The organism is Micromonospora sp. NPDC050200 (assembly GCF_040656135.1).
In the GTDB taxonomy this organism is placed as follows: Bacteria; Actinomycetota; Actinomycetes; order Mycobacteriales; family Micromonosporaceae; genus Micromonospora.
Map to the genome: position 1 here is coordinate 28871 of NZ_JBFALG010000006.1, position 23744 is coordinate 52614.

The 23744-nt window shown below is 76.0% G+C and carries 2 protein-coding genes (1 of these 2 cut by a window edge); both read left to right on the plus strand.

The annotated features are described in order from the left end of the window. Positions 1–5: 5 nt before the first annotated feature. Entirely contained in the window at positions 6–21752 is a 21747-nt protein-coding gene (locus tag AB0I41_RS06395) for an SDR family NAD(P)-dependent oxidoreductase (protein WP_357102503.1), read from the plus strand. After that, positions 21749–23744, plus strand: the 5' end (the start) of a protein-coding gene (locus AB0I41_RS06400; RefSeq protein WP_357102505.1) for a type I polyketide synthase. The gene runs 9590 nt beyond the window's last position; only the first 1996 of its 11586 coding nucleotides appear in the window; it begins with the start codon at positions 21749–21751; its stop codon lies beyond the right edge, outside the window. The genes AB0I41_RS06395 and AB0I41_RS06400 overlap by 4 nt, the downstream gene beginning before the upstream one ends.

Consider the following 23744-nt stretch of genomic DNA (forward strand, 5'->3'; position numbering starts at 1 on the left):
GGCGGGTGGCAGAAGAGGGTACGGAGAACCGGGGAACGCCCACGTCGGCCGCCCGCCTGGCGGGCCTGCCGGGACCGGAGCAGACGCGCGTCCTTGTCGACCTGGTCCGCGCGCACGCGCTGGCCGTGCTGCGCGAGATCGGCGCCGACGACGCGCCGGACGCCGTCGACGCCGGCCGGCCGCTGCGCGAGCAGGGCCTGGACTCGCTCGGCCTGGTCCAGCTGCAACGGCAGCTCACCGCCGCCACCGGCCTGACCCTGCCACCCACCGTCGGCTTCGACCACCCGACCGCGGCCGCGCTCGCCGACCACCTGCGCACCCTGCTGCTCGGCGAGGGGCCGGACGGGTCCGAGCCGGCCCCCGCCGGCCCGCCGGCCGAGGAGGAGCCGATCGCCGTGGTCGGCATCGGCTGCCGCTACCCGGGCGGGGTGGACTCCCCGGACCGGCTGTGGGCGCTGGTCGCCGACGGCGGCACCGTGGTCACCGGCTTCCCCACCGACCGGGGCTGGGACCTCGACGCGCTCTACCACCCCGACCCGGACCACCCCGGCACCACGTATGTGCGCCACGGCGGCTTCCTCGACGACGCCGCCGGCTTCGACGCCGAGTTCTTCGGCATCAGCCCGCGCGAGGCCAGCGCCATGGAACCGCAGCAGCGGCTGGTGCTGGAGACCGCCTGGGAGGCCCTGGAACGAGCCGGCATCGACCCGCAGTCCCTGCGCGGCAGCCGCTCCGGCGTCTTCATCGGCGCCGACCCGCAGGAATACGGCATGCGGCTGCACGAGGCCCCGGACGGCCTCGACGGCTACCTGATGACCGGCAACTCGCCGAGCGTCGTCTCCGGGCGGCTGGCGTACGTGCTGGGCACGGAGGGGCCCACGCTGACCGTCGATACCGCCTGCTCGGGGTCGCTGGTCGCGTTGCATCTGGCCGTCCGCTCACTGCAACGCGGCGAGTGCACCCTGGCGCTGACCGGCGCCGCGTCGGTCATGGTCAACCCCGGCGCGTTCACCTCGTTCAGCCGGCAGCGCGGGCTCTCCCCGGACGGGATCTGCCGCCCCTTCGCCGCCGCCGCCGACGGCACCGCCTGGGCCGAGGGCGTCGGCCTCTTCGTCCTCGAACGACTCTCCGACGCCCGCCGCCACGGCCACCCCGTGCTCGGCGTCATCCGGGGCACCGCGATCAACTCCGACGGCGCCAGCAACGGCCTCACCGCCCCGAACGGCCGGGCCCAGCAGCGGGTCATCCGGCAGGCGCTGGCCGACGCCGGGCTCACCGCCGCCGAGGTCGACGCGGTGGAGGCGCACGGCACGGCCACCACCCTCGGCGACCCGATCGAGGCGCAGGCGCTGATCGCCACGTACGGGCGGGGGCACCAGGCCGACACGCCGCTCTGGCTCGGCTCGATCAAGTCCAACCTCGGCCACGCCCAGGCCGCCGCCGGCGCCGCCGGGCTGATCAAGATGCTGATGGCGATGCGGCACGGCACCCTGCCCCGCACCCTCGGCGTGGACGCGCCGACCCCGCACGTCGACTGGTCGGCCGGCACCGTACGGCTGCTCACCGAGGCCCGGCCCTGGCCCGCCGACGGCGCCCCGCGCCGCGCCGGCATCTCCTCCTTCGGGGTCAGCGGCACCAACGCCCACGTCATCGTCGAGGAGCCGCCGGCGGTCGAGCCGGCCCCCACGGCGGACCCCGCGCCGCCCGTCGCCGCGGCCCTGCGCCCGGTCGTCGTCTCGGCCCGGACCGCGCCCGCGCTGCCCGCCCAGGCCGCCCGGCTGCTCGACGCCACCGACCCCGCCGGAACGCCGCCGGAGCTGGCCGACCTGGGCTGGTCGCTGGCCACCGGCCGCGCCGCCCTCACCCACCGCGCGGTGCTGCTGGCCCGCGACACCGACGAGGTACGCGCCGGACTGCGCGCCCTCGCCGCCGACGACCCCGCCCCCGGGCTGCTCCGGGGCACCGCCACCGGCGGCCGGCTGGCCCTGCTCTTCACCGGCCAGGGCAGCCAGCGCCTCGGCACCGGCCGCCGGCTGCACGCCGCGTACCCGGTCTTCGCCGACGCCCTGGAGGAGGCGATCGGCCACCTCGACCTGCAGCTGGAACACTCGCTGTGGGACGTGCTCTTCGCCGCCGAGGGCACCGGAGAGGCGGCGCTGCTCGACCAGACCGGGTATGCCCAGCCGGCGCTCTTCGCCGTCGAGACCGCGCTCTACCGGCTGGTCGAGTCGTGGGGCCTGCGGCCGGACTTCGTCGCCGGGCACTCCATCGGCGAGCTGGCCGCCGCCCACGCGGCCGGGGTCTTCTCGCTGCCCGACGCCGCCATGCTGGTCGCCGCCCGGGGCCGGCTCATGCAGGAGCTGGACTCGGCCGGCGCGATGGTGGCGGTGGCCGCCGCCGAGGACGAGGTCCGCGAGCTGCTCGTCGACGGGGTGGACCTCGCCGCCGTCAACGGCCCGGCCGCCGTGGTGATCTCCGGCGTCGAGGACGAGACGCTGCGGATCGCCGCCGAGCTCGCCGGCCGGGGCCGGCGCACCAAGCGGCTGCGGGTCAGCCACGCCTTCCACTCGCCGCTGATGGAGCCGATGCTCGACGAGTTCCGCCGGGTCGCCGAGCTGGTCGCGTACGAGCAGCCGCGCGTCCCGGTGGTCTCCAACGTGACCGGCGGGCTCGCCACCGCCGAACTCTGCACCCCCGACTACTGGGTGCGGCACGTCCGCCGGCCGGTCCGCTTCGCCGACGGGATCGCCTTCCTCGACGCGGCCGGCGTCGACACGTACCTCGAACTCGGGCCCGACCCGGTGCTCAGCGCGATGGCGCAGGAGTGCGTCGCGCCCGACGGCGACCGCGCCTTCGTCGGCGCCCTGCGCCGCGACCACGACGAGGAGCGGGAGGTGCTGGCCGCGGTCGCGGCGGCGCACGTCCGCGGCGCCCGGGTCGACTGGGCGGCCTGCTACGCCGGCAGCGGCGCCCGCCGCGTCGAGCTGCCCACGTACGCCTTCCAGCACCGGCACTACTGGCTGACCTCCCCGCCCGCCACCGGGAACGCCTCCGGGGTCGGGCAGCTCGCCGCCGACCACCCGCTGCTCGGCGCGCTGCTGCACCTGGCCACCGAGGACGGCACGGTACTCACCGGCCGGCTGTCCCGCCGCTCCCACCCGTGGCTCGCCGACCACGTCATCGGCGGCGTGAACCTGGTGCCCGGCACCGCCCTCGTCGAGCTGGCCGCCTACGCCGGCGACCAGGTCGGCTGCGCGCTGGTCGAGGAGCTGACCCTGGAGGCGCCGCTGGTCCTGCCGGACGACACGGGCGTCGCGCTCCAGGTCGTGGTCACCCCGCCGGACGCCGACGGGCGGCGGACGGTGGAGTTCCACTCCCGTCGGGAGGACACCCCGGCCGGCGGCGACTGGACCCGGCACGCCAGCGGCGTGCTCGCCCCGACCGGCGCCGCCCCGGCCCGCGACGACGACCTGACCCGGTGGCCGCCGCGCGACGCCGAGGCCGTCGACGTCACCGACTTCTACCCGCGCCTGGCCGAGCAGGGCTACGGCTACGGGCCGACCTTCCACGGGCTGCGCGCGGTCTGGCGGCGTGCCGGCGAGGTGTTCGCCGAGGTGGCACTGCCCGACTCCACCACCGACGGTCCCGCGTACGGGCTGCACCCGGCGCTGCTCGACGCCGCGCTGCACGCGCTGGACCTGGCGCTGCCGCAGCCCGCCGACGGGGTGACCCTGCCGTTCACCTGGTACGACCTCACCCTGCACGCCTCCGGCGCCACCGCCGTGCGGGTGCGGCTCACCGCGACCGGGCCGGACACCGTCCGGGTCGCGCTGGCCGACGGCTCCGGCGCGCCGGTCGCCACCGTCGGGTCGCTGCTGGTGCGCACCGTCGACGCCGACCAGCTCGGCGCCGGCGCCGGCGGCGGGGACCTGCTGCGCATCGAGTGGACCGAGCAGCCCCCACCCGCGACGGCCGAGGTCTCCGTGGCCGTCCTCGGCCCGGACCCGTTCGGGTTGGCCGGCGCGCTCGGCGTGCCGGCACTGGCCGGCCCCGAGGCCGTCGAGACCGTGCCGGACCTGCTCGTGGCGACGTTCGACGCCATCGACGGCGAGCCCCTGGCCGGCGTACGGGCCGCCACGCACCGGGCGCTGCGGCTGGCCCAGGACGTCCTCGCCGACGACCGGCTCGCCGACACCCGGCTGGTCGTGGTGACCCGGCACGCCGTACGGGCGCTGCCCGGGGACCGGGTCGCGCTGACCACCGCGCCGCTGTGGGGCCTGCTGCGGGCGGCGCAGGCCGAGAACCCGGGCCGGCTGCTCCTGCTCGACCTCGACCCGGCCACCCCGGCGACCGCCCTGCCCGGCGCGGCCGCCGCCGGTGAACCGGAGGTGGCGCTGCGGGACGGCCGGCTGCTCGCCCCCCGCCTGGTGCCCGTCCGCCGCCCCCGCGCCGGTGCCCCCGACACCTGGGACGGCACCGTCCTGGTCACCGGCGGCACCGGTGGACTCGGCGCGGTGCTGGCCCGGCACCTGGTCACCACCCACGGGGTCCGGCACCTGCTGCTGGCCAGCCGGAGCGGGCCGGACGCCCCCGGCGCCACCGGGCTGCGCGACGAGCTGGCCGCCCTCGGCGCCCAGGTCACCCTCGCCGGCTGCGACGTCGCCGACCGGGACGCCCTCGCCGCGCTGCTGGCCGCGGTCCCCGCCGACCAGCCGCTCACCGGCGTCGTGCACGCCGCCGGCATCGTCGACGACGGCACGTTCGACGGCCTCACCCCACAGCGGGTGGACGCGGTGCTGCGCCCCAAGGCCGACGCCGCCTGGCACCTGCACGAGCTGACCCGGGACGCCGACCTGCGCGCGTTCGTGCTCTACTCCTCGGCCGCCGGCTTCCTCGACGGCTCCGGGCAGGCCAACTACGCGGCGGCCAACACCTTCCTCGACGCCCTCGCCGAGCACCGCCGCGCCGCCGGGCTGCCCGCCATCAGCCTCGGCTGGGGGCTCTGGCCCCGCGACATCGGTATGGGCGCCGGGGTCGACGACGTCGCCGCGCACCGGGTGAGCCGCCTTGGCCTGCGGGAACTCACCGTCGCGCAGAACCTCGCCCTCTTCGACGCCGCGCTCGGCGTGGACGAGGCGTTCCTCGCGCCGCTGCGCTTCGACCTGGCGGACCTGCAGCAGCGGGCCGCCGAACTGCCGCCGCTGCTGCGCCGGCTGGTCCGCGCGCCCCGGCGGCCCGCCGCCCGGGCCGGTGCCGGGGCCGTCCCGGTCGAGCTCTCCCTGGCCCGCCAGCTCGCCGAGCTCACCGAGGCGGAGCGTACGGCGGTCCTGCTCGACCTGGTCCGTACCCAGGTGGCCGCCGTGCTCGGGCACAGCGGCGCGGACGCGATCGAGCCCCGGCAGGCATTCAACGAGATCGGCTTCGACTCGCTGGCCGCGGTGGAGCTGCGCAACCGGCTCAACGCGGCGACCGGTCTGCGGCTGACCGCCACCCTCGTCTTCGACTACCCGAACCCCCGGGCGCTGGCCGGGCACCTGGTCGAGAAGCTGCTCGACCTGCGCCCGACGGCCGAGCCGGTCCGGACCGTGGTCAACGCCGTCCCCGACGAGCCGATCGCCATCATCGGCATGAGCTGCCGCTACCCGGGCGGGGTCAGCTCCCCGGAGGAGCTGTGGCGGCTGGTCGCCGACGGGGTGGACGCCATCGCCGAGTTCCCCGCCGACCGGGGCTGGAACGTCGACGAGCTGTACGACCCGGAGCCGGGCCGGTCGGGGCGTACCTCCACGAAGGAGGGCGGCTTCCTCTACGACGCGGCCCAGTTCGACCCGGACTTCTTCGGGATCAGCCCCCGCGAGGCCAGCGCCATGGACCCGCAGCAGCGGCTGATGCTGGAGGCGTCCTGGGAGGCGTTCGAGCGGGCGGGCATCGACCCGCACTCGGTGGCCGGCTCGCGTACCGGCGTGTTCGCCGGGGTGATGTACCACGACTGGGCGACCCGGCCCGGCGAGATGCCGGAGGAGGCGCTGGGCTACCTGGGCAACGGGGGCCACACCAGCGTGGTCTCCGGGCGGGTCGCGTACGTCCTCGGCCTGGAGGGGCCGGCGGTGACCGTGGACACCGCCTGCTCGTCGTCGCTGGTGGCGCTGCACTGGGCCATCCAGGCGCTGCGCACCGGGGAGTGTGAACTCGCCCTGGCCGGCGGCGTGACCGTGATGTCCACCCCGGACACCTTCATCGACATGAACCGGCAGGGCGGTCTCTCCTCCGACGGGCGGTGCCGGTCGTTCGCCGCGTCGGCCGACGGCACCGGCTGGGGTGAGGGGGTCGGCGTCCTGCTGGTCGAGCGGCTCTCCGACGCCCGCCGCCACGGCCACCCGGTCCTGGCGGTGGTGCGGGGTTCGGCGGTGAACCAGGACGGCGCGTCGAACGGCATGACCGCGCCGAACGGCCCGTCGCAGCAGCGGGTGATCCGGGCCGCGCTCGCGTCGGCGGGTGTCCCCGCCGCCGAGGTGGACGTGGTGGAGGCGCACGGCACGGGTACGACGCTGGGTGACCCGATCGAGGCGCAGGCGCTACTGGCCACGTACGGCCAGGAGCGGCCGACGGACCGCCCGCTCTGGCTCGGCTCGATCAAGTCCAACCTGGGGCACACCCAGGCCGCCGCCGGTGTCGCCGGGATCATCAAGATGGTCCACGCGATGCGCAACGGCATCCTGCCGCCCACCCTGCACGTGGACGCGCCGTCAACGCAGGTGGACTGGTCGGCCGGCGCGGTGGAGCTGTTGACGCAGGCGCGGGAGTGGCCGGTGAACGGGCATCCGCGCCGGGCCGCGGTGTCGTCGTTCGGGATCAGCGGCACCAACGCGCACGTCATCATCGAACAGGCCCCGGACGACGCCCCGGCGACCCTGCCTCCGGCGCCGGCCGGGCCCGACGGCCTCCCGGCGGTGGTGCCGTGGCTCCTCTCCGCCAGGTCCGAGACGGCGGTCCGGGCCCTGGCCGGTCGGCTGGCGGAGTCCGCGTGGTCGATGGACCCGGCGGACGTGGCGCCGGCGGCGCGGACCCTGGCGACCGGCCGGGCGCTCTTCGACCACCGGGCGGTGGTGCTCGGCGTGGACCCGGCGGAGCTGTCGCCGGCCCTCGCCGCGCTCGCCGACGGCGAGTCCGCGCCCGGGGCGGTGTCCGGCGTGGCCCGTGGTGGCCGGCTGGCGGTGCTGTTCACGGGTCAGGGTGCGCAGCGGCTGGGTATGGGTCGTGAGCTGCATGCCGTGTTTCCGGTGTTCGCGTCGGCGTTCGACGCGGTGGTGGCGGAGTTGGATCAGCATCTGGATCGGCCGTTGCGATCGGTGATCTGGGGTGAGGACGAGGACCTGGTTCGCCGGACGGGTTATGCGCAGGCGGGTTTGTTTGCGGTTGAGGTGGCGTTGTTCCGTCTTGTGGTGTCGTGGGGTGTGCGGCCGGATTTTGTGGCGGGGCATTCGATTGGTGAGTTGGCTGCGGCGCATGTGGCGGGGGTGTTGTCGCTGGGGGATGCGGCGCGGTTGGTGGCGGCGCGGGGTCGGTTGATGCAGGTGTTGCCGGTTGGTGGGGCGATGGTGGCGGTGCAGGCGTCGGAGGGGGAGGTGCGGGCGGCGCTGGCGGGGCGGGGTGTGGTGGTCGGGTCCTTTGGAACTGATGACGTAGACGATTCAGCCTCCGGCCTGGCGGCCTCTGCCACCGCTGGGGTGGACATTGCCGCTGTCAATGGTCCCCGGTCGGTGGTCGTTTCCGGTCCGGAAGCCGCCGTGCTGGCGCTGGCCGAGCAGTTCACCGCGCAGGGTCGCAAGACGACCCGGCTGCGGGTCAGTCACGCCTTCCACAGCGGGTTGATGGACCCGATGCTCGACGAGTTCCGGGCCGTCGCGGCGAGCCTCACCTACGCCGAGCCGCAGCTTCCGGTGGTGTCGAACCTGACCGGTGCGCTCGCCACGAGCGAGTTGACCGACCCCGGCTACTGGGTGCGGCACGTCCGGGAGGCGGTCCGGTTCGCCGACGGCATCACGGCGCTGCACACCGCTGGGGCGACCACGTTCCTGGAACTGGGCCCGGACGCCGCCCTCACCCCGATGATCGAGGGCATCGTGACCGACGCCGTCGTCGTTCCCAGCCTGCGGAGGGGACACGACGAACACCGCCAGGCCCTCACCGCACTGGCCAGGCTGCACGTCACCGGCACCACCGTCAACTGGACCGCACTACTTCCGACGACCACCCGCACCGTCGACCTGCCCACCTACCCGTTCCAGCGCGAACGCTACTGGCTGAACCCGCTGCCGCCCGCCGGCGACGTCGGCTCGGTCGGGCTCGACCCGGTCGGCCACCCGCTGCTCGGCGCCGCCGTACCGGCCGCCGACACCGACCGGGTGGTGCTCACCGGGCGGCTCGCCGTCGACCGGCAGCGCTGGCTGGCCGACCACGAGATCCTCGGGGCGGTGCTGCTGCCCGGCACCGGCTTCGTCGAACTCGCCGTCCGGGCCGGTGACCACGTCGGCTGCGGCCGGGTCGAGGAACTGACCCACCGGGCCCCGATGATCCTGCCCGGCCGGGGCGCGGTGGCCGTACAGGTGGTGGTGGGGTCGCCGGACGACAGCGGCGTACGCCAGATCGGCATCCACTCCCGAGCCGAGGGCGGGGACGGAGCGTGGACCCTGCACGCCACCGGCGCGGTCGCGCCGACCGCCGCCCCGCCCACCTGGGACCTCACCCAGTGGCCGCCGCCGGGCGCCACCCCACTGCCGGTGGAGAGCTTCTACCCGGGGCTGCGCGCCCGCGGCTACGGCTACGGCCCGACGTTCCAGTGCCTGCGGGCCGCCTGGCGGCGCGGCGAGGACGTCTACGCCGAGGTCGCGCTCCCCGAGGGCGAGGACGCCGAGCGGTACGGCCTGCACCCGGCCCTGCTCGACGCCGCCATGCACGCCGACCAGCTCGGCGAGGACGGGCCGCTGGACGGCGAGACACTCCTGCCGTTCTCCTGGTCCGGGGTGACCCTGCACGCCGGCGGGGCCCGCGCGCTGCGCGTACACCTGGAACGGCTGCGCGGCGACGAGGAGTGCCGGATCCGGGTGGCCGACCCCGACGGACGACCGGTCGCCACCGTCGAGTCGCTGCTGGTGCGGCCGGTCTCCGCCGGGCAGCTGGCCGCCGCCCGGGACGACCGGGCCGGTGCGCTGCTGCGCCTGGAGTGGACCCCGGCGCCGGTCCCACCGGCGACCAGCCGGGCCGTCGTGCTCGGCGACCTGCCGGGGACCGGACTGCCCGCGTACCCGGATCTGGCCGCGCTCGGCGCGGCGCTCGACGCGGGGGAGACCGGCACCCCCGACCTCGTGCTGCTCGCCGTCGGGCCGGCCGGGGGCGACCCGGCCGCGGCGGCCCGTGCCACCATCCGGGACACGCTGCGGACCGTGCGGTCCTGGCTGGCCGACGGCCGGCTCGACGGGGCCCGCCTCACCGTCGTCACCCGGCAGGCGGTCGCCACCTCGACCGGCGACGACGTCGACCTGACCCAGGCCCCGATCTGGGGGCTGCTGCGGGCGGCGGCCGGCGAACAGCCGGGCCGGTTCGGGCTGCTCGACACCGACGGCGGCGCCGACTCCGCGCGGCTGCTCGCCACGGTCGCCGCCGCCGAGCCCGAGGCGGCGGTCCGCGCCGGCCGGGTCAGCGTGCCGCGACTGGCCCGGCTGCGCCCCACCGACGGCGCACCGGCCTGGCAGCCGGACGGCACCGTGCTGGTCACCGGCGGCACCGGCGGGCTCGGCGCGCTGATCGCCCGGCACCTGGTGACCACCCACGGGGTACGCCGGCTGGTGCTCACCAGCCGACGCGGCCCGGACGCCCCCGGCGCGGCGGCGCTGCGCGACGAGCTGCGCGCGCTCGGCGCGGCGGACGTCACCGTCGCCGCCTGCGACGTCACCGACCGCGCCGCCGTCGCCGCCGTGCTCGCCGCCGTCCCCGCCGACCACCCGCTCACCGCCGTGGTGCACGCCGCCGGCGTACCCGGCGCCGGCCTGGTCGCCGACCTCGACCCCGACGGGCTCGACCCGGTGCTGGCCCCCAAGGTGGACGGCGCCTGGCACCTGCACGAGCTGACCCGGGACCTGCCGCTCGCCGCGTTCGTGCTGCTCTCCTCCGCCGGGGGCCTGGTGCTCGCCGCCGGGCAGGGGCACTACGCCGCCGCGAACGTCTTCCTGGACGCCCTCGCCGCCCACCGGGCCGCCGCCGGCCTGCCCGCCACCGCGGTCGCCTTCGGCCTCTGGGACCTCGGCGAAGCGTCGGCCGACGACGTCGCCCTGGTGCGGCGGCTCGGCCTGCCGGCGCTCGGCGTCGACGACGGGCTCGCGCTGCTGGACGCCGCCGTGACGGCCGCCGAACCGCTGGTCGTGCCGCTGCGCGTCGACCCGGTCGCCGTCCGCGCCCGGGGCGAGGTGCCGACCCTGCTCCGCGGCCTGGTCACCGCCCCCACCCGGCGCGCCACCGCCGGTACGACCAGCAGCGGCGGCGGCGCCGCCACCGGGCTGGCCCAACGGCTCGCCGGCGTCACCGGGGCGGAACGGCACCGGGTCCTCGTCGACCTGGTCCGCGCCCGGGTGGCGGCGGTCCTCGGCCACTCCGGCGTCGACACGGTCGCCCCCGACCGGGCGTTCAAGGACCTCGGCTTCGACTCCCTCGCCGCCGTCGAACTGCGCAACGCCCTCAACGAGGCGACCGGCCTGCGGCTGCCCGCAACCCTGGTCTTCGACCACCCGACCGCCGAGGCCGCCGCGCGCTTCCTCGCCGACCGGCTGGTCGGCGCCACCCCCGCCGCCGGTCCCGCCCCGACCACCCCGACCGCGCCCCCGCCGGACGACGACCCGATCGCCATCGTCGCCATCCACTGCCGCTACCCGGGCGAGGTGCGCTCCGCCGACGACCTGTGGCGGCTGCTGGTCGAGGAGCGCGACGCGATCTCCGAGTTCCCGGTCGACCGGGGCTGGGACGTCGACGCGGTCTACGACCCGGAGCCCGGCGCGGCCGGGAAGACGTACGTCAAGACCGGCGGGTTCCTGCACGACGCGGCCGAGTTCGACCCGGAGTTCTTCGGCATCATGCCGCGCGAGGCGCTCGCCATGGACCCGCAGCAGCGGCTGCTGCTCCAGGGCGCCTGGGAGGCGTTCGAGCGGGCCGGCATCGACCCCGTCGCCATGCGGGGCAGCCGCACCGGCGTCTACGTCGGCGTCATGTACACCGAGTACGGCAGCCGGGTGCAGCAGCACGTGCCCGAGGAGATCGCGGCGTACCTCAGCGGTGGCAGCGGCGCCAGCATCGCCTCCGGGCGGGTCGCGTACGCGCTGGGACTGGAGGGGCCGGCGGTCACCATCGACACGGCCTGCTCCTCCTCGCTGGTCGCGCTGCACATCGCCTGCCAGGCGCTGCGCCAGGGCGAGGTGGAGATGGCGCTGGCCGGTGGCGTGACCGTGCTGCCCACCCCGGACGTCTTCGTCGACTTCAGCCGGCAGCGCGGCCTCGCCCCGGACGGCCGGTGCAAGGCGTACGCGAACGGGGCCGACGGCACCGGCTGGTCCGAGGGGATCGGGCTGCTGCTGGTGGAACGGCTCTCCGACGCCCGGCGCAAGGGCCACCCGGTGCTCGCCGTGGTGCGTGGGTCGGCGATCAACCAGGACGGCGCGTCCAACGGGCTGACCGCCCCGAACGGCCCCTCCCAGCAGCGGGTCATCGAGGCGGCCCTCGCCGCCGCCGCGCTCGCCCCGGCCGACGTGGACCTGGTCGAGGGGCACGGCACCGGCACCGCGCTCGGCGACCCGATCGAGGCGCAGGCGCTGCTGGCCACGTACGGCCGGCACCGGGACCGTCCGCTGTGGCTCGGTTCGGTCAAGTCGAACCTGGGGCACGCCCAGGCCGCCGCCGGGGTGGCTGGGGTGATCAAGGCGGTGCAGGCGATGCGGCACGGGCTGATGCCGGCGACGTTGCACGTCGACGCGCCCTCCGACGAGGTCGACTGGTCCTCCGGCGCGGTGGAACTGCTGACCCGGCCGCGGGAGTGGCCGGCGCAGGGACGCCCGCGCCGGGCGGCGGTCTCCTCGTTCGGGCTCAGCGGCACCAACGCTCACATGATCATCGAGGAGGCGCCGGCGGGCCTCGCCGCTCCCGACCGGCCGGCCGACCCACCGGCCGCCGGCGCCGGCGCGATCGTGCCGGCGCTGCCGTGGGTGCTGTCCGGCCGCACCGACCGGGCGTTGCGGGTGCAGGCGGAGCGGCTGGCCGCGCACCTCGACGGCCGGGACGACCTGGCCGACCGGGACGTCGCGTGGTCCCTGGCCACCGGCCGGGCGGCCCTGGAACACCGGGCCGTGGTGCTCGGCGCGGACCGGGACGAGCTGACCGCCGGCCTGACCGCCCTGGCGGCCGGTGAGGTCGCCACCGGCGTGGTCTCCGGCACCGCGCGCTCCGGTGGCCGGTCGGCGGTGGTCTTCACCGGTCAGGGCGCCCAGCGCCTCGGTATGGGTCGTGAGCTGCACTCGGTGTTCCCGGTGTTCGCCGCTGCGTTCGACGCGGTGGTGGCGGAGTTGGATCAGCATCTGGATCGGCCGTTGCGATCGGTGATCTGGGGTGAGGACGAGGACCTGGTTCGCCGGACGGGTTATGCGCAGGCTGGTTTGTTTGCGGTTGAGGTGGCGTTGTTCCGTCTTGTGGTGTCGTGGGGTGTGCGGCCGGATTTTGTGGCGGGGCATTCGATTGGTGAGTTGGCTGCTGTGCATGTGGCGGGGGTGTTGTCGCTGGGGGATGCGGCGCGGTTGGTGGCGGCGCGGGGTCGGTTGATGCAGGTGTTGCCGGTTGGTGGGGCGATGGTGGCGGTGCAGGCGTCGGAGGGGGAGGTGCGGGCGGCGCTGGCGGGGCGGGGTGTGGTGGTCGGGTCCTTTGGAGCTGATGACGTAGACGATTCAGCCTCCGACATCACGGCGTCGGGCGGTGCTGGGGTGGACGTCGCCGCTGTCAATGGTCCCCGGTCGGTGGTCGTTTCCGGTCCGGAAGCCGCCGTGCTGGCGCTGGCCGAGCAGTTCACCGCGCAGGGTCGCAAGACGACCCGGCTGCGGGTCAGTCACGCCTTCCACAGCGGGTTGATGGACCCGATGCTCGACGAGTTCCGGGCCGTCGCGGCGAGCCTCACCTACGCCGAGCCGCAGCTTCCGGTGGTGTCGAACCTGACCGGTGCGCTCGCCACGAGCGAGTTGACCGACCCCGGCTACTGGGTGCGGCACGTCCGGGAGGCGGTCCGGTTCGCCGACGGCATCACGGCGCTGCACACCGCTGGGGCGACCACGTTCCTGGAACTCGGTCCGGACGCCGCCCTCACCCCGATGATCGAGGGCATCGTGACCGACGCCGTCGTCGTTCCCAGCCTGCGGAGGGGACACGACGAACACCGCCAGGCCCTCACCGCACTGGCCAGGCTGCACGTCACCGGCACCACCGTCAACTGGACCGCGCTGCTCACCGGCGCCCGCGTCGACCTGCCCACCTACCCCTTCCAGCGGCAGCGCTACTGGGCCGACGCGCGGGAGTACTGGGCCGACGCCTGGGCCGGGGCGGGTGACGGCGAGGTCGTCGCCGCCGGCCTCGCCGCGCTGCGCCACCCACTGCTCGGCGCCGAGGTGGTCGTACCGGACTCCGGCGGGGTGGTGCTGACCGGACGGGTCTCCCTCGCCACCCACCCCTGGCTCGCCGACCACGCCGTCGCCGGGACGGTGCTGCTGCCCGGCGCCGCCCTGGTCGACCTGGCCGTGCACGCCGGCGACCGGGTCGGCTGCCCGCACCTGGTCGAGCTGACCCTCCAGGCGCCGTTGCCGCTGCCCGACGGCGCGGCGGTCGTGCTGCGGGTGGTCGTCGGCGGGGCGGACGGGGCGGACACCCGTACCGTCACCGTCTACTCCGGCGACGACGCCGAGGACACCGCCTGGACGGCGCACGCCACCGGGCTGCTCTCCGCGTCCGTACCCGAACCGGCCGCGCCGCTGGACACCTGGCCGCCGGCCGGCGCCAGCCCGCTGCCGGTGGCCGACGGCTACCAGCGGCTGCTCGCCGACGGCTACGCGTACGGGCCGACGTTCCAGGGCCTGCGTGCGGCCTGGCGGCACGGCGACGAGGTGTACGCCGAGGTCGTGCTGCCCGAGCCGGCCCACCCGGACGCCGCCCGCTTCGGCCTGCACCCCGCGCTGCTCGACGCCGGCCTGCACGCCGCCCTGCTCGACGCCGCCGACCGCGACGCCGCCGAACCGGGCACGGGCGGCGACGACACGGACGGGGACGCGCTGCTGCCGTTCTCCTGGAGCGGGGTGACCCTGCACGCCGCCGGCGCGACCGCGCTACGGGTACGCATCACCCGCCGCGGCCCGCGCAGCGCCACCGTCACCGTGGCCGACGCGGCCGGGCAGCCGGTGCTCACCGTCGACTCGCTGGACTACCGGGCGGTCAGCGCGGACCAGCTCGACCCCGGCACCCGCCCCGACACGATGTACCGGCTCGACTGGGTACCGCTGACCGGCCCCGCCCCGCAGGGCGGGACCGGATCGGCGGTGCTGGTCGGTACGCCACCGGCGGGCGCGGCGGAGCTGCCGGCCCACCCCGACCTCGCCGCGTTCGCCGACGCCGTCGAGGCAGGCGCCCCGGTGCCCGACCGGGTGCTGGTCACCGTGCCGGCGTTCACCGGCGACGACCTGCCGACGCGACTGCGCGCGGCGGTGGCGTGGACGCTGCGGCTGGCCCAGGACTGGGTCGCCGACTTCCGTTTCGGCGCGGCCCAACTGGTGCTGGTCACCACGGAGGCCGTACCGGTGGGGGAGGGCGACGTGGACCTGGCCACCGCGCCGCTGTGGGGCCTGGTGCGCGCGGCGGAGGCCGAGCACCCGGGCCGGTTCGCGCTGCTGGACGTCGACCGTACCGTCGAATCGGGCCGCTGCCTGCCGACGGCGCTGGCCTGCGGTGAACCGGAGCTGGCGCTGCGCGGCGGCGAGATCCGGTTGCCGCGCCTGGTCCGTGCGGCGGCGGATGCCGCGACCCCGGCCGCGCCGCGCGAGCACGGCACCGTCCTGGTCACCGGCGGCACCGGCGGCCTGGGCGCGCTGGTCGCCCGGCACCTCGTCACCGAGCTGGGCGTCCGCCACCTGCTGCTGACCAGCCGGCGCGGCATCGACGCGCCCGGCGCCCGGGAACTGGTCGCCGAGCTGGCCGACCTGGGCGGCGACGTCACCGTCGCCGCCTGCGACGTCGCCGACCGGGACGCGCTGGCCCGGCTGCTGGCCAGCGTGCCCGCCGCCCGCCCGCTGACCGGGGTGGTGCACGCCGCCGGGGTGCTCGACGACGGCGTCCTCGCCGCGCTCACCCCCGAGCGGGTCGACGCCGTCCTCGCCCCCAAGGCGACCGCCGCCTGGCACCTGCACGAGCTCACCCGCGACCTGCGGATGTTCGTGCTCTTCTCCTCGGCGGCCGGGGTGCTCGGCGCGCCCGGACAGAGCGGCTACTCCGCCGCCAACGTCTTCCTCGACGCCCTGGCCGCGCACCGCCGCGCCGCCGGACTGCCGGCCGTCTCGCTGGCCTGGGGGCTGTGGGCGGCCGACGGGATGGGCGAGCGGCTCACCGCCGCGGAGCTGCGCCGGTTGGGCCGCAACGGTTTCCCCCCGCTCACCCGTACCGAAGGGCTGGCCCTGTTCACCGCGGCGCTCGACGCCGCGGAGCCGCTGCGGGTGCCGGTCCGGCTCGACCTGCCGGCGCTGCGCGCGGTCGCCGCCGGCCAACCGCTGCCGGCCGCGCTGCGCGGCCTGGTCCCGCCGGCCCGGCCGGTCGCGCGAGCCGGCGCGACCGGGCCGGCCGGCGGCGACGAGCTGCTCGGCCGGCTCGCCGGCCGGTCCGGGCCCGAGCGCCGCGAGGCCCTTCTCGATCTGGTACGCGTCGAGATCGCCGCCGTGCTCGGCCACCCCACGGTCGACGCCGTCCAGCCCGACCAGGCGTTCAAGGACCTCGGCTTCGACTCGCTGTCGGCGGTGGAACTGCGTAACCGGCTGACCACGGTGACCGGACTGCGGCTGCCGGCCACCCTGGTCTTCGACCACCCCACCGCGGTCGCCGTGGCCGCGCACCTCGACGGCGTGCTCACCCCCGGCGAGGCGGCCCCGGCCACCGGCACCCCGGCGACGCGGGCGGCCGACGAGCCGATCGCCATCGTCGCGATGAGCTGCCGCTTCCCCGGCGGGGTCAGCTCACCGGAGGAGCTGTGGCGGTTGGTGGCCGACGGGGTGGACGCGATCGGCGACTTCCCCGCCGACCGGGGCTGGGACGTCGACGGCATCTACCACCCGGAGCGGGGCGCCGAGGGGCGGACCTACTCCCGCTCCGGCGGCTTCCTCGCCGACGCCGCCGAGTTCGACGCCGGCTTCTTCGGCATCAGCCCGAACGAGGCCGTGGCGATCGACCCGCAGCAGCGGCTGCTGCTGGAGTGCGCCTGGGAGACCTTCGAGCGGGCCGGCATCGACCCCGCGACGCTCAAGGGCAGCCCCACCGGCGTTTTCGCCGGCGTGATGTACCACGACTACCAGGACAACACGAACACCGGCTCGATCGCCTCTGGCCGCGTCGCGTACGCCTTCGGGCTGGAGGGGCCGGCGGTGACCGTGGACACCGCCTGCTCGTCGTCGCTGGTCGCGCTGCACCTGGCGGCCCAGGCGCTGCGGTCGGGGGAGTGCACCCTCGCGCTCGCCGGTGGGGTGACCGTGATGGCCACCCCCGACACGTTCGTCGAGTTCAGCCGGCAGCGCGGGCTCTCTCCGGACGGGCGGTGCCGGTCGTTCGGCGCGGGCGCCGACGGCACCGGCTTCTCCGAGGGCGCCGGCCTGCTGCTGGTGGAACGCCTCTCCGACGCCCGCCGCCACGGCCACCCCGTCCTCGCGGTGGTCCGGGGCTCGGCGGTCAACTCCGACGGCGCGTCGAACGGCCTGACCGCGCCCAACGGACCCGCCCAGCAGCGGGTGATCCGCGCGGCCCTCGCGTCGGCCCGGGTGCCGGCGGCCGAGGTGGACGTGCTGGAGGCGCACGGTACGGGCACCACCCTCGGCGACCCGATCGAGGCGCAGGCGCTGCTGGCCACGTACGGGCAGGACCGGCCGGCGGACCGTCCGCTGTGGTTGGGGTCGGTCAAGTCGAACCTGGGGCACACCCAGGCCGCCGCCGGCGTGGCCGGGATGATGAAGATGATCCTCGCGATGCGGCACGGGCTGATGCCCCGCACGCTGTACGCCGAGGAGCGCTCCCCGCAGGTGGACTGGTCCGCCGGCGCGGTCGAGCTGCTGACCCAGCCGCGCGAGTGGCCGGCGAACGGGCACCCGCGCCGGGCTGGGATCTCCTCCTTTGGGCTCTCCGGCACCAACGCCCACGTGATCATCGAGGAGGCCCCCGCCGACGGGTCGGGCGGCGGCGACCCGGCCACGACCGGACCGGCCGACGGCCTCGTGCCCTGGCCGGTGTCGGCGCGGTCCGACACCGCCGTACGCGAGCTGGCCGGCCGGCTGGCAGCCCTCGCCGCGCGGATCGACCCGGCGGACGTGCCGGCGGCGGGCCGGACGCTCGCCACCGGACGGGCGCTCTTCGGCCACCGGGCCGTGGTGCTCGGCGCGGACCCGGCCGAGCTGTCCGCCGGGCTGACCGCCCTGGCCACCGGCGCCAGCGCCCCCGGCCTGGTCGCCGGGGTGGCCCGGCCGGGTGGCCGGCTGGCGGTGCTGTTCACCGGTCAGGGCGCCCAGCGGCTGGGTATGGGTCGTGAGTTGCACGCGGCCTTCCCGGTGTTCGCCGCTGCGTTCGATGCGGTGGTGGCGGAGTTGGATCAGCATCTGGACCGGCCGTTGTGTGACGTCGTGTGGGGTGAGGACGAGGACCTGGTTCGGCGGACGGGGTTTGCGCAGGCTGGTTTGTTTGCGGTTGAGGTGGCGTTGTTCCGTCTTGTGGTGTCGTGGGGTGTGCGGCCGGATTTTGTGGCGGGGCATTCGATTGGTGAGTTGGCTGCGGCGCATGTTGCTGGGGTGTGGTCTCTGGCGGATGCGGCGCGGTTGGTGGTGGCGCGGGGTCGGTTGATGCAGGTGTTGCCGGTTGGTGGGGCGATGGTGGCGGTGCAGGCGTCGGAGGGGGAGGTGCGGGCGGCGCTGGCGGGGCGGGGTGTGGTGGTCGGGTCCTTTGGAGCTGATGTCGTAAACGATTCAGCCTCTGACGTGGCGGTGCCGGCCGGTGGTGACCTGTCGGCGACCTCGGGCACCAACGCCAACCGCAAAGGCAACGGCGACCGCAACCGCAACCGCAACGGCAGCGGCAACGGCGACCGCAACGGCGACGGCGACCGCAACGGCAATGGCAACGGCGACCGCAATGGCAACGGCAACAGGGTCAATGCCGGCAGCGTTGGGGTGGACATCGCCGCTGTCAATGGTCCCCGGTCGGTGGTTGTTTCCGGTCCGGAAGCCGCCGTGCTGGCGCTGGCCGAGCAGTTCACCGCGCAGGGTCGCAAGACGACCCGGCTGCGGGTCAGTCACGCCTTCCACAGCGGTCTGATGGACCCGATGCTCGACGAGTTCCGGGCCGTCGCGGCGAGCCTCAGCTACGCCGAGCCGCAGCTCCCGGTCGTGTCGAACCTGACCGGCGCCCTCGCGAGCGCCGACGACCTGACCGACCCGGACTACTGGGTGCGGCACGTCCGCGAGGCGGTCCGGTTCGCCGACGGCATCACCGCTCTGCACGAGGCGGGAGCCACGACCTTCCTGGAACTGGGCCCGGACGCCGCACTCACCCCGCTCATCGAGGGCATCCTCACCGACGTCACGATCATCCCCAGCCTGCGGCGAAACCACGACGAACCCCGGCAGTCGCTCACCGCACTGGCGAGGCTGCACGTCACCGGTACCACCGTCGACTGGACCGCACTGCTCCCGACGACCACCCGCACGGTCGACCTGCCCACCTACCCCTTCCAACGGCAGCGCTACTGGCAGCGGGCCACCACGCCCAACGGGGATCTCGGCGCCGTCGGGGTCGACGCCGCGCGCCACCCGCTGCTCGGGGCCGCCGTCACCCTCGCCGGCTCCGACAGCACCGTCCTCACCGGGCGGCTCTCCGTGCACAGCCAGCCCTGGCTCGCCGACCACGTGGTGGGCGACGCGATCCTGCTGCCGGGCACCGGCTTCGTGGAGCTGGCGCTGAGCGCGGGCGAGCAGGTCGGCTGCGACACGCTCACCGAACTGGTCCTCGAAGCGCCGTTGGTCGTACCGGAGCGCGGCGGGGTCACCGTCCAGGTGCTGCTCGGCGCGGCCGACAAGACGGGCAGCCGTCCGGTCACCGTCCACTCGCGCGACGGCGGACCGGACCAGCCGTGGACCCGGCACGCCACCGGCGCCGTCGCCCCGGCAGCCCGGCCGCCGTCGTTCGACCTGGCCGCCTGGCCACCGCCGGGCGCCGTCCCGGTCGACCTCGCCGGGCGGTACGACGCCCAGGCCGCCGCCGGACTGGCGTACGGGCCGGCGTTCCAGGGGCTGCGCGCCGCGTGGACCGCCGGCGACCAGGTGTACGCCGAGGTGGCCCTGCCGACCGGGGACGGCGCCGACGACGGATACCGGATGCACCCGGCCCTGCTCGACGCCTGCCTCCAGGCGATCGGCCTCGACGCCGGTCAGGTCGGGCCGGTCCGGCTGCCGTTCGCCTTCTCCGGCGTCACCGTCGCAGTCCCCGACGCCGCCACCGTCCGGGTCCGGGTCACCCCGGCCGGCGACGGGGTGCGCCTCGACATCGCCGACGCCGCCGGCCTGCCGGTCGCCTCGGTGGAGTCGCTCACCCTGCGGGAACTCTCCGCCGCCCAGCTCGCCGCCGGCCGGCAGGACCCGCTGTACCGGCTCGCCTGGCAGCCCGCCGGGCCGGTCGACGCGCCCCCCGTGCGCTGGGCGGCGTGGGACGACGTCCGCGACGACGTACCCGAGGTGGTGGTGCTGCGGCCGGAGCCCGGCCTGGATGCCGCCGCCGTGCACCGCGCCACCCACCAGGCCCTGGAGCGCGTCCAGACCTGGCTCGCCGACGACCGGTACGCCCGGTCCACCCTGCTGGTGGTCACCCGGGGCGCGGTCGCGGTGGCCGGCGAGGAGGCCGCCGACCTGGCCGGCGCGGCCGTCTGGGGTCTGGTCCGCTCCGCGCAGTCGGAGCAGCCGGACCGGATCGTCCTGGCCGACCTCGACGCCCCGGACGACCCGGCCGCGCTCGCCCTGGCCGTCGCGACCGGGGAACCGCAGGTCGCCGTCCGGGCCGGCGCCGCCCACGTCGCCCGGCTCACCCGGCTCGCCGCCACCCCCGACGCGCCGCCGGCCAGCAGGTTCGGTGCGGAGGGGACGGTGCTGGTCACCGGCGCGACCGGCCTGCTCGGCCGGCTCGTCGCCCGGCACCTGGTCACCACGCACGGCGTACGCCGGCTGCTGCTGACCAGCCGGCGGGGCGCGGCGGCGGCCGGCGCGGACGACCTCGTCGCCGAGCTGACCGCCCTCGGCGCGGACGTCCGGCTCGCCGCCTGCGACATGGGCGACCGGGACGCCGTGGTGGCCCTGCTGGCCGGCCTCGACCCGGCGCACCCGCTCACCGGGGTCGTGCACTCCGCCGGCGTGCTCGACGACGGCGTGATCGGCTCGCTCACCCCGGACCGCGTCGACGTCGTGTTCCGCCCCAAGGTGGACGCCGCGCTGCACCTGCACGAGCTGACCGCCGGCCTGCCGCTCACCGCGTTCGTGCTCTTCTCCTCCGCCGCCGGTGTGGTCGGCAACCCCGGCCAGGGCAGCTACGCCGCCGCCAACGCGTGCCTCGACGCGCTCGCCGCGCACCGCCGGGCCGCCGGCCTGCCCGCCCAGTCGCTCGCCTGGGGGGCCTGGGCCGGCGACGCCGGGATGGCCGCCGACCTCACCGCCGGCGACCGGGCCCGCGTCGAGCGGACCGGCGTCCGCCCGCTGGCGCCCGCCGAGGGGCTCGCGCTGCTGGACGCGGCCTCCGCCACCGACGCGGCGGTGGTCGTACCGGTGGGGTTGGACCTGGCGGCGCTGGCCGGCGTACCCGACCTGCCGGCGCTCTTCCGTGGCCTGGTGCGGCGGCCGGCGCGCACCGGCGGCGGGGCCGGACCGGACGCCGCCGCGGCCCTGACCCGGCGGCTCGCCACGCTGTCGGCCGACGAACGCGAGTCCGCGCTACTCGACGTGGTGCTCACCCTGGCGGCGGCGATCCTCGGGCACGCCGGCCCGCAGGACGTCGACCCCGACCGGGCCTTCCAGGAACTCGGCTTCGACTCGCTGAGCGCGGTGGAGTTCCGCAACCAGCTCAACACCGCGACCGGCCTGCGGCTGCCCGCGACGCTGGTCTTCGACCACCCCAACGCCCGGGTCCTCGCCGCCGAACTGGCCACCGCGCTCGCCCCCGCCCCGGCCGACGGGCTGGGCGAGGACCGGGTCCGCGAGGTCCTCCAGGGCATCCCGCTGAGCCGGCTGCGGGAGGCCGGGCTGCTGGACCGGCTGCTCGAACTCGGCGGGCTCGCCCCCACGCCGGCCACCACGGCGGACGACGAGGCCGGCCGCTCGATCGACGAGATGGACGCCGACGACCTGATCAGCATGGCGCTGGGCGACCAGGACCTCGACGACCTCATGACGGGAGACCCTCGATGACCGACGACAAGCTCGTCGCCGCGCTGCGCAGCTCGCTCAAGGAGACCGAGCGGCTGCGCGCGCAGAACCGGCGGCTCACCGCGGCCGCCCACGAGCCGGTCGCGATCGTCGGGATGAGCTGCCGCTTCCCCGGCGGGGTGAGCACCCCGGAGCAGCTGTGGCGGCTGGTCGCCGACGGGATGGACGCGATCGGCGACTTCCCCGCCGACCGGGGCTGGAACGTCGACGAACTCTACGACCCGACCGGCGAGCGGCCGCACACCAGCTACGTCCGGCAGGGCGGATTCCTCGCCGACGCCGAGGCCTTCGACCCGGCGTTCTTCGGGATCAGCCCCAACGAGGCGACGATCATGGATCCGCAGCAGCGCCTGCTGCTGGAGTGCGCCTGGGAGGCGTTCGAGCGGGCGGGCATCGATCCGGGCACGCTGCGCGGCAGCCGTACCGGCGTGTTCGCCGGGCTGATGTACCACGACTACGCCAGCAGCCACGCCACCGGCTCGGTCGCCTCCGGCCGGGTGGCGTACGCGCTCGGCCTGGAGGGACCGGCGGTCACCGTGGACACCGCCTGCTCGTCGTCGCTGGTGGCGCTGCACCTGGCCGTGCAGGCGCTGCGGTCGGGGGAGTGCACCCTGGCGCTCGCCGGCGGCGCGGCGGTGATGGCGACGCCGGAGGCGTTCGTCGAGTTCAGCCGCCAGCGGGGGCTCGCCCCGGACGGCAGGTGCAAATCGTTCGGCGCGGGCGCCGACGGCACCGGGTGGGGCGAGGGCGCGGGCTTCCTGCTGGTCGAACGGCTCTCGGACGCCCAGCGGCTCGGCCATCCGGTGCTCGCGGTGGTGCGCGGCACAGCGGTAAACCAGGACGGCGCGTCCAACGGGTTCTTCGCCCCGAACGGCCCCGCCCAGCAGCGGGTGATCCGGGCCGCCCTCGCCGCGGCCGGCGTCCCGGCCGCCGAGGTGGACGTGGTGGAGGCGCACGGCACCGGCACCACCCTCGGCGACCCGATCGAAGCGCAGGCGCTGCTGGCCACCTACGGCCAGGAGCGGCTCGCCGACCGTCCGCTCCGGCTCGGGTCGATCAAGTCGAACCTCGGCCACACCCAGGCCGCCGCCGGCGTGGCCGCTGTGATCAAGATGGTGCAGGCGATGCGGCACCGGGTGATGCCCCGGACCCTGCACGCCGAGGAGCGCTCCCCGCAGGTGGACTGGTCGTCCGGCGCGGTCGAGCTGCTGACCGAGGCGCGCGAGTGGCCGGCGGGCGGGCACCCGCGCCGGGCGGGCATCTCGTCGTTCGGCCTCTCCGGCACCAACGCCCACGTCATCGTCGAAGAGGCCCCGGCGTCCGGCCCGGAGTCGGACGACATTGCTCCGCCCTCGTCGCTGGTGCCCTGGGTGCTGTCGGCGAAGTCCGACCCGGCGGTACGGGACCTGGCGGGCCGTTTCGCCGACGTCGCCGGGCACCTCGCGCCGGCGGACCTGGGCTCCGCGGCCCGGACCCTGGTCACGGGTCGGGCGGCCTTCGGCCACCGGGCGGTGGTGCTGGGCGCGGACCCGGCCGAACTGTCCGCCGGCCTGGCGGCGGTGGCGGCGGGGGAACCGGCCCCGAACGCCGTCCTCGGCACGGTCCGTCCGGGCCGGCTGGCGGTGCTGTTCACGGGTCAGGGTGCGCAGCGGCTGGGCATGGGTCGTGAGTTGCATGCGGTGTTTCCGGTGTTCGCCGCTGCGTTCGATGCGGTGGTGGCGGAGTTGGATCAGCATCTGGATCGGCCGTTGTGTTCGGTGGTGTGGGGTGAGGACGAGGACCTGGTTCGGCGGACGGGTTATGCGCAGGCTGGTTTGTTTGCGGTTGAGGTGGCGTTGTTTCGTCTTGTGGTGTCGTGGGGTGTGCGGCCGGATTTTGTGGCGGGGCATTCGATTGGTGAGTTGGCTGCTGCGCATGTGGCGGGGGTGTTGTCGCTGGGGGATGCGGCGCGGTTGGTGGTGGCGCGGGGTCGGT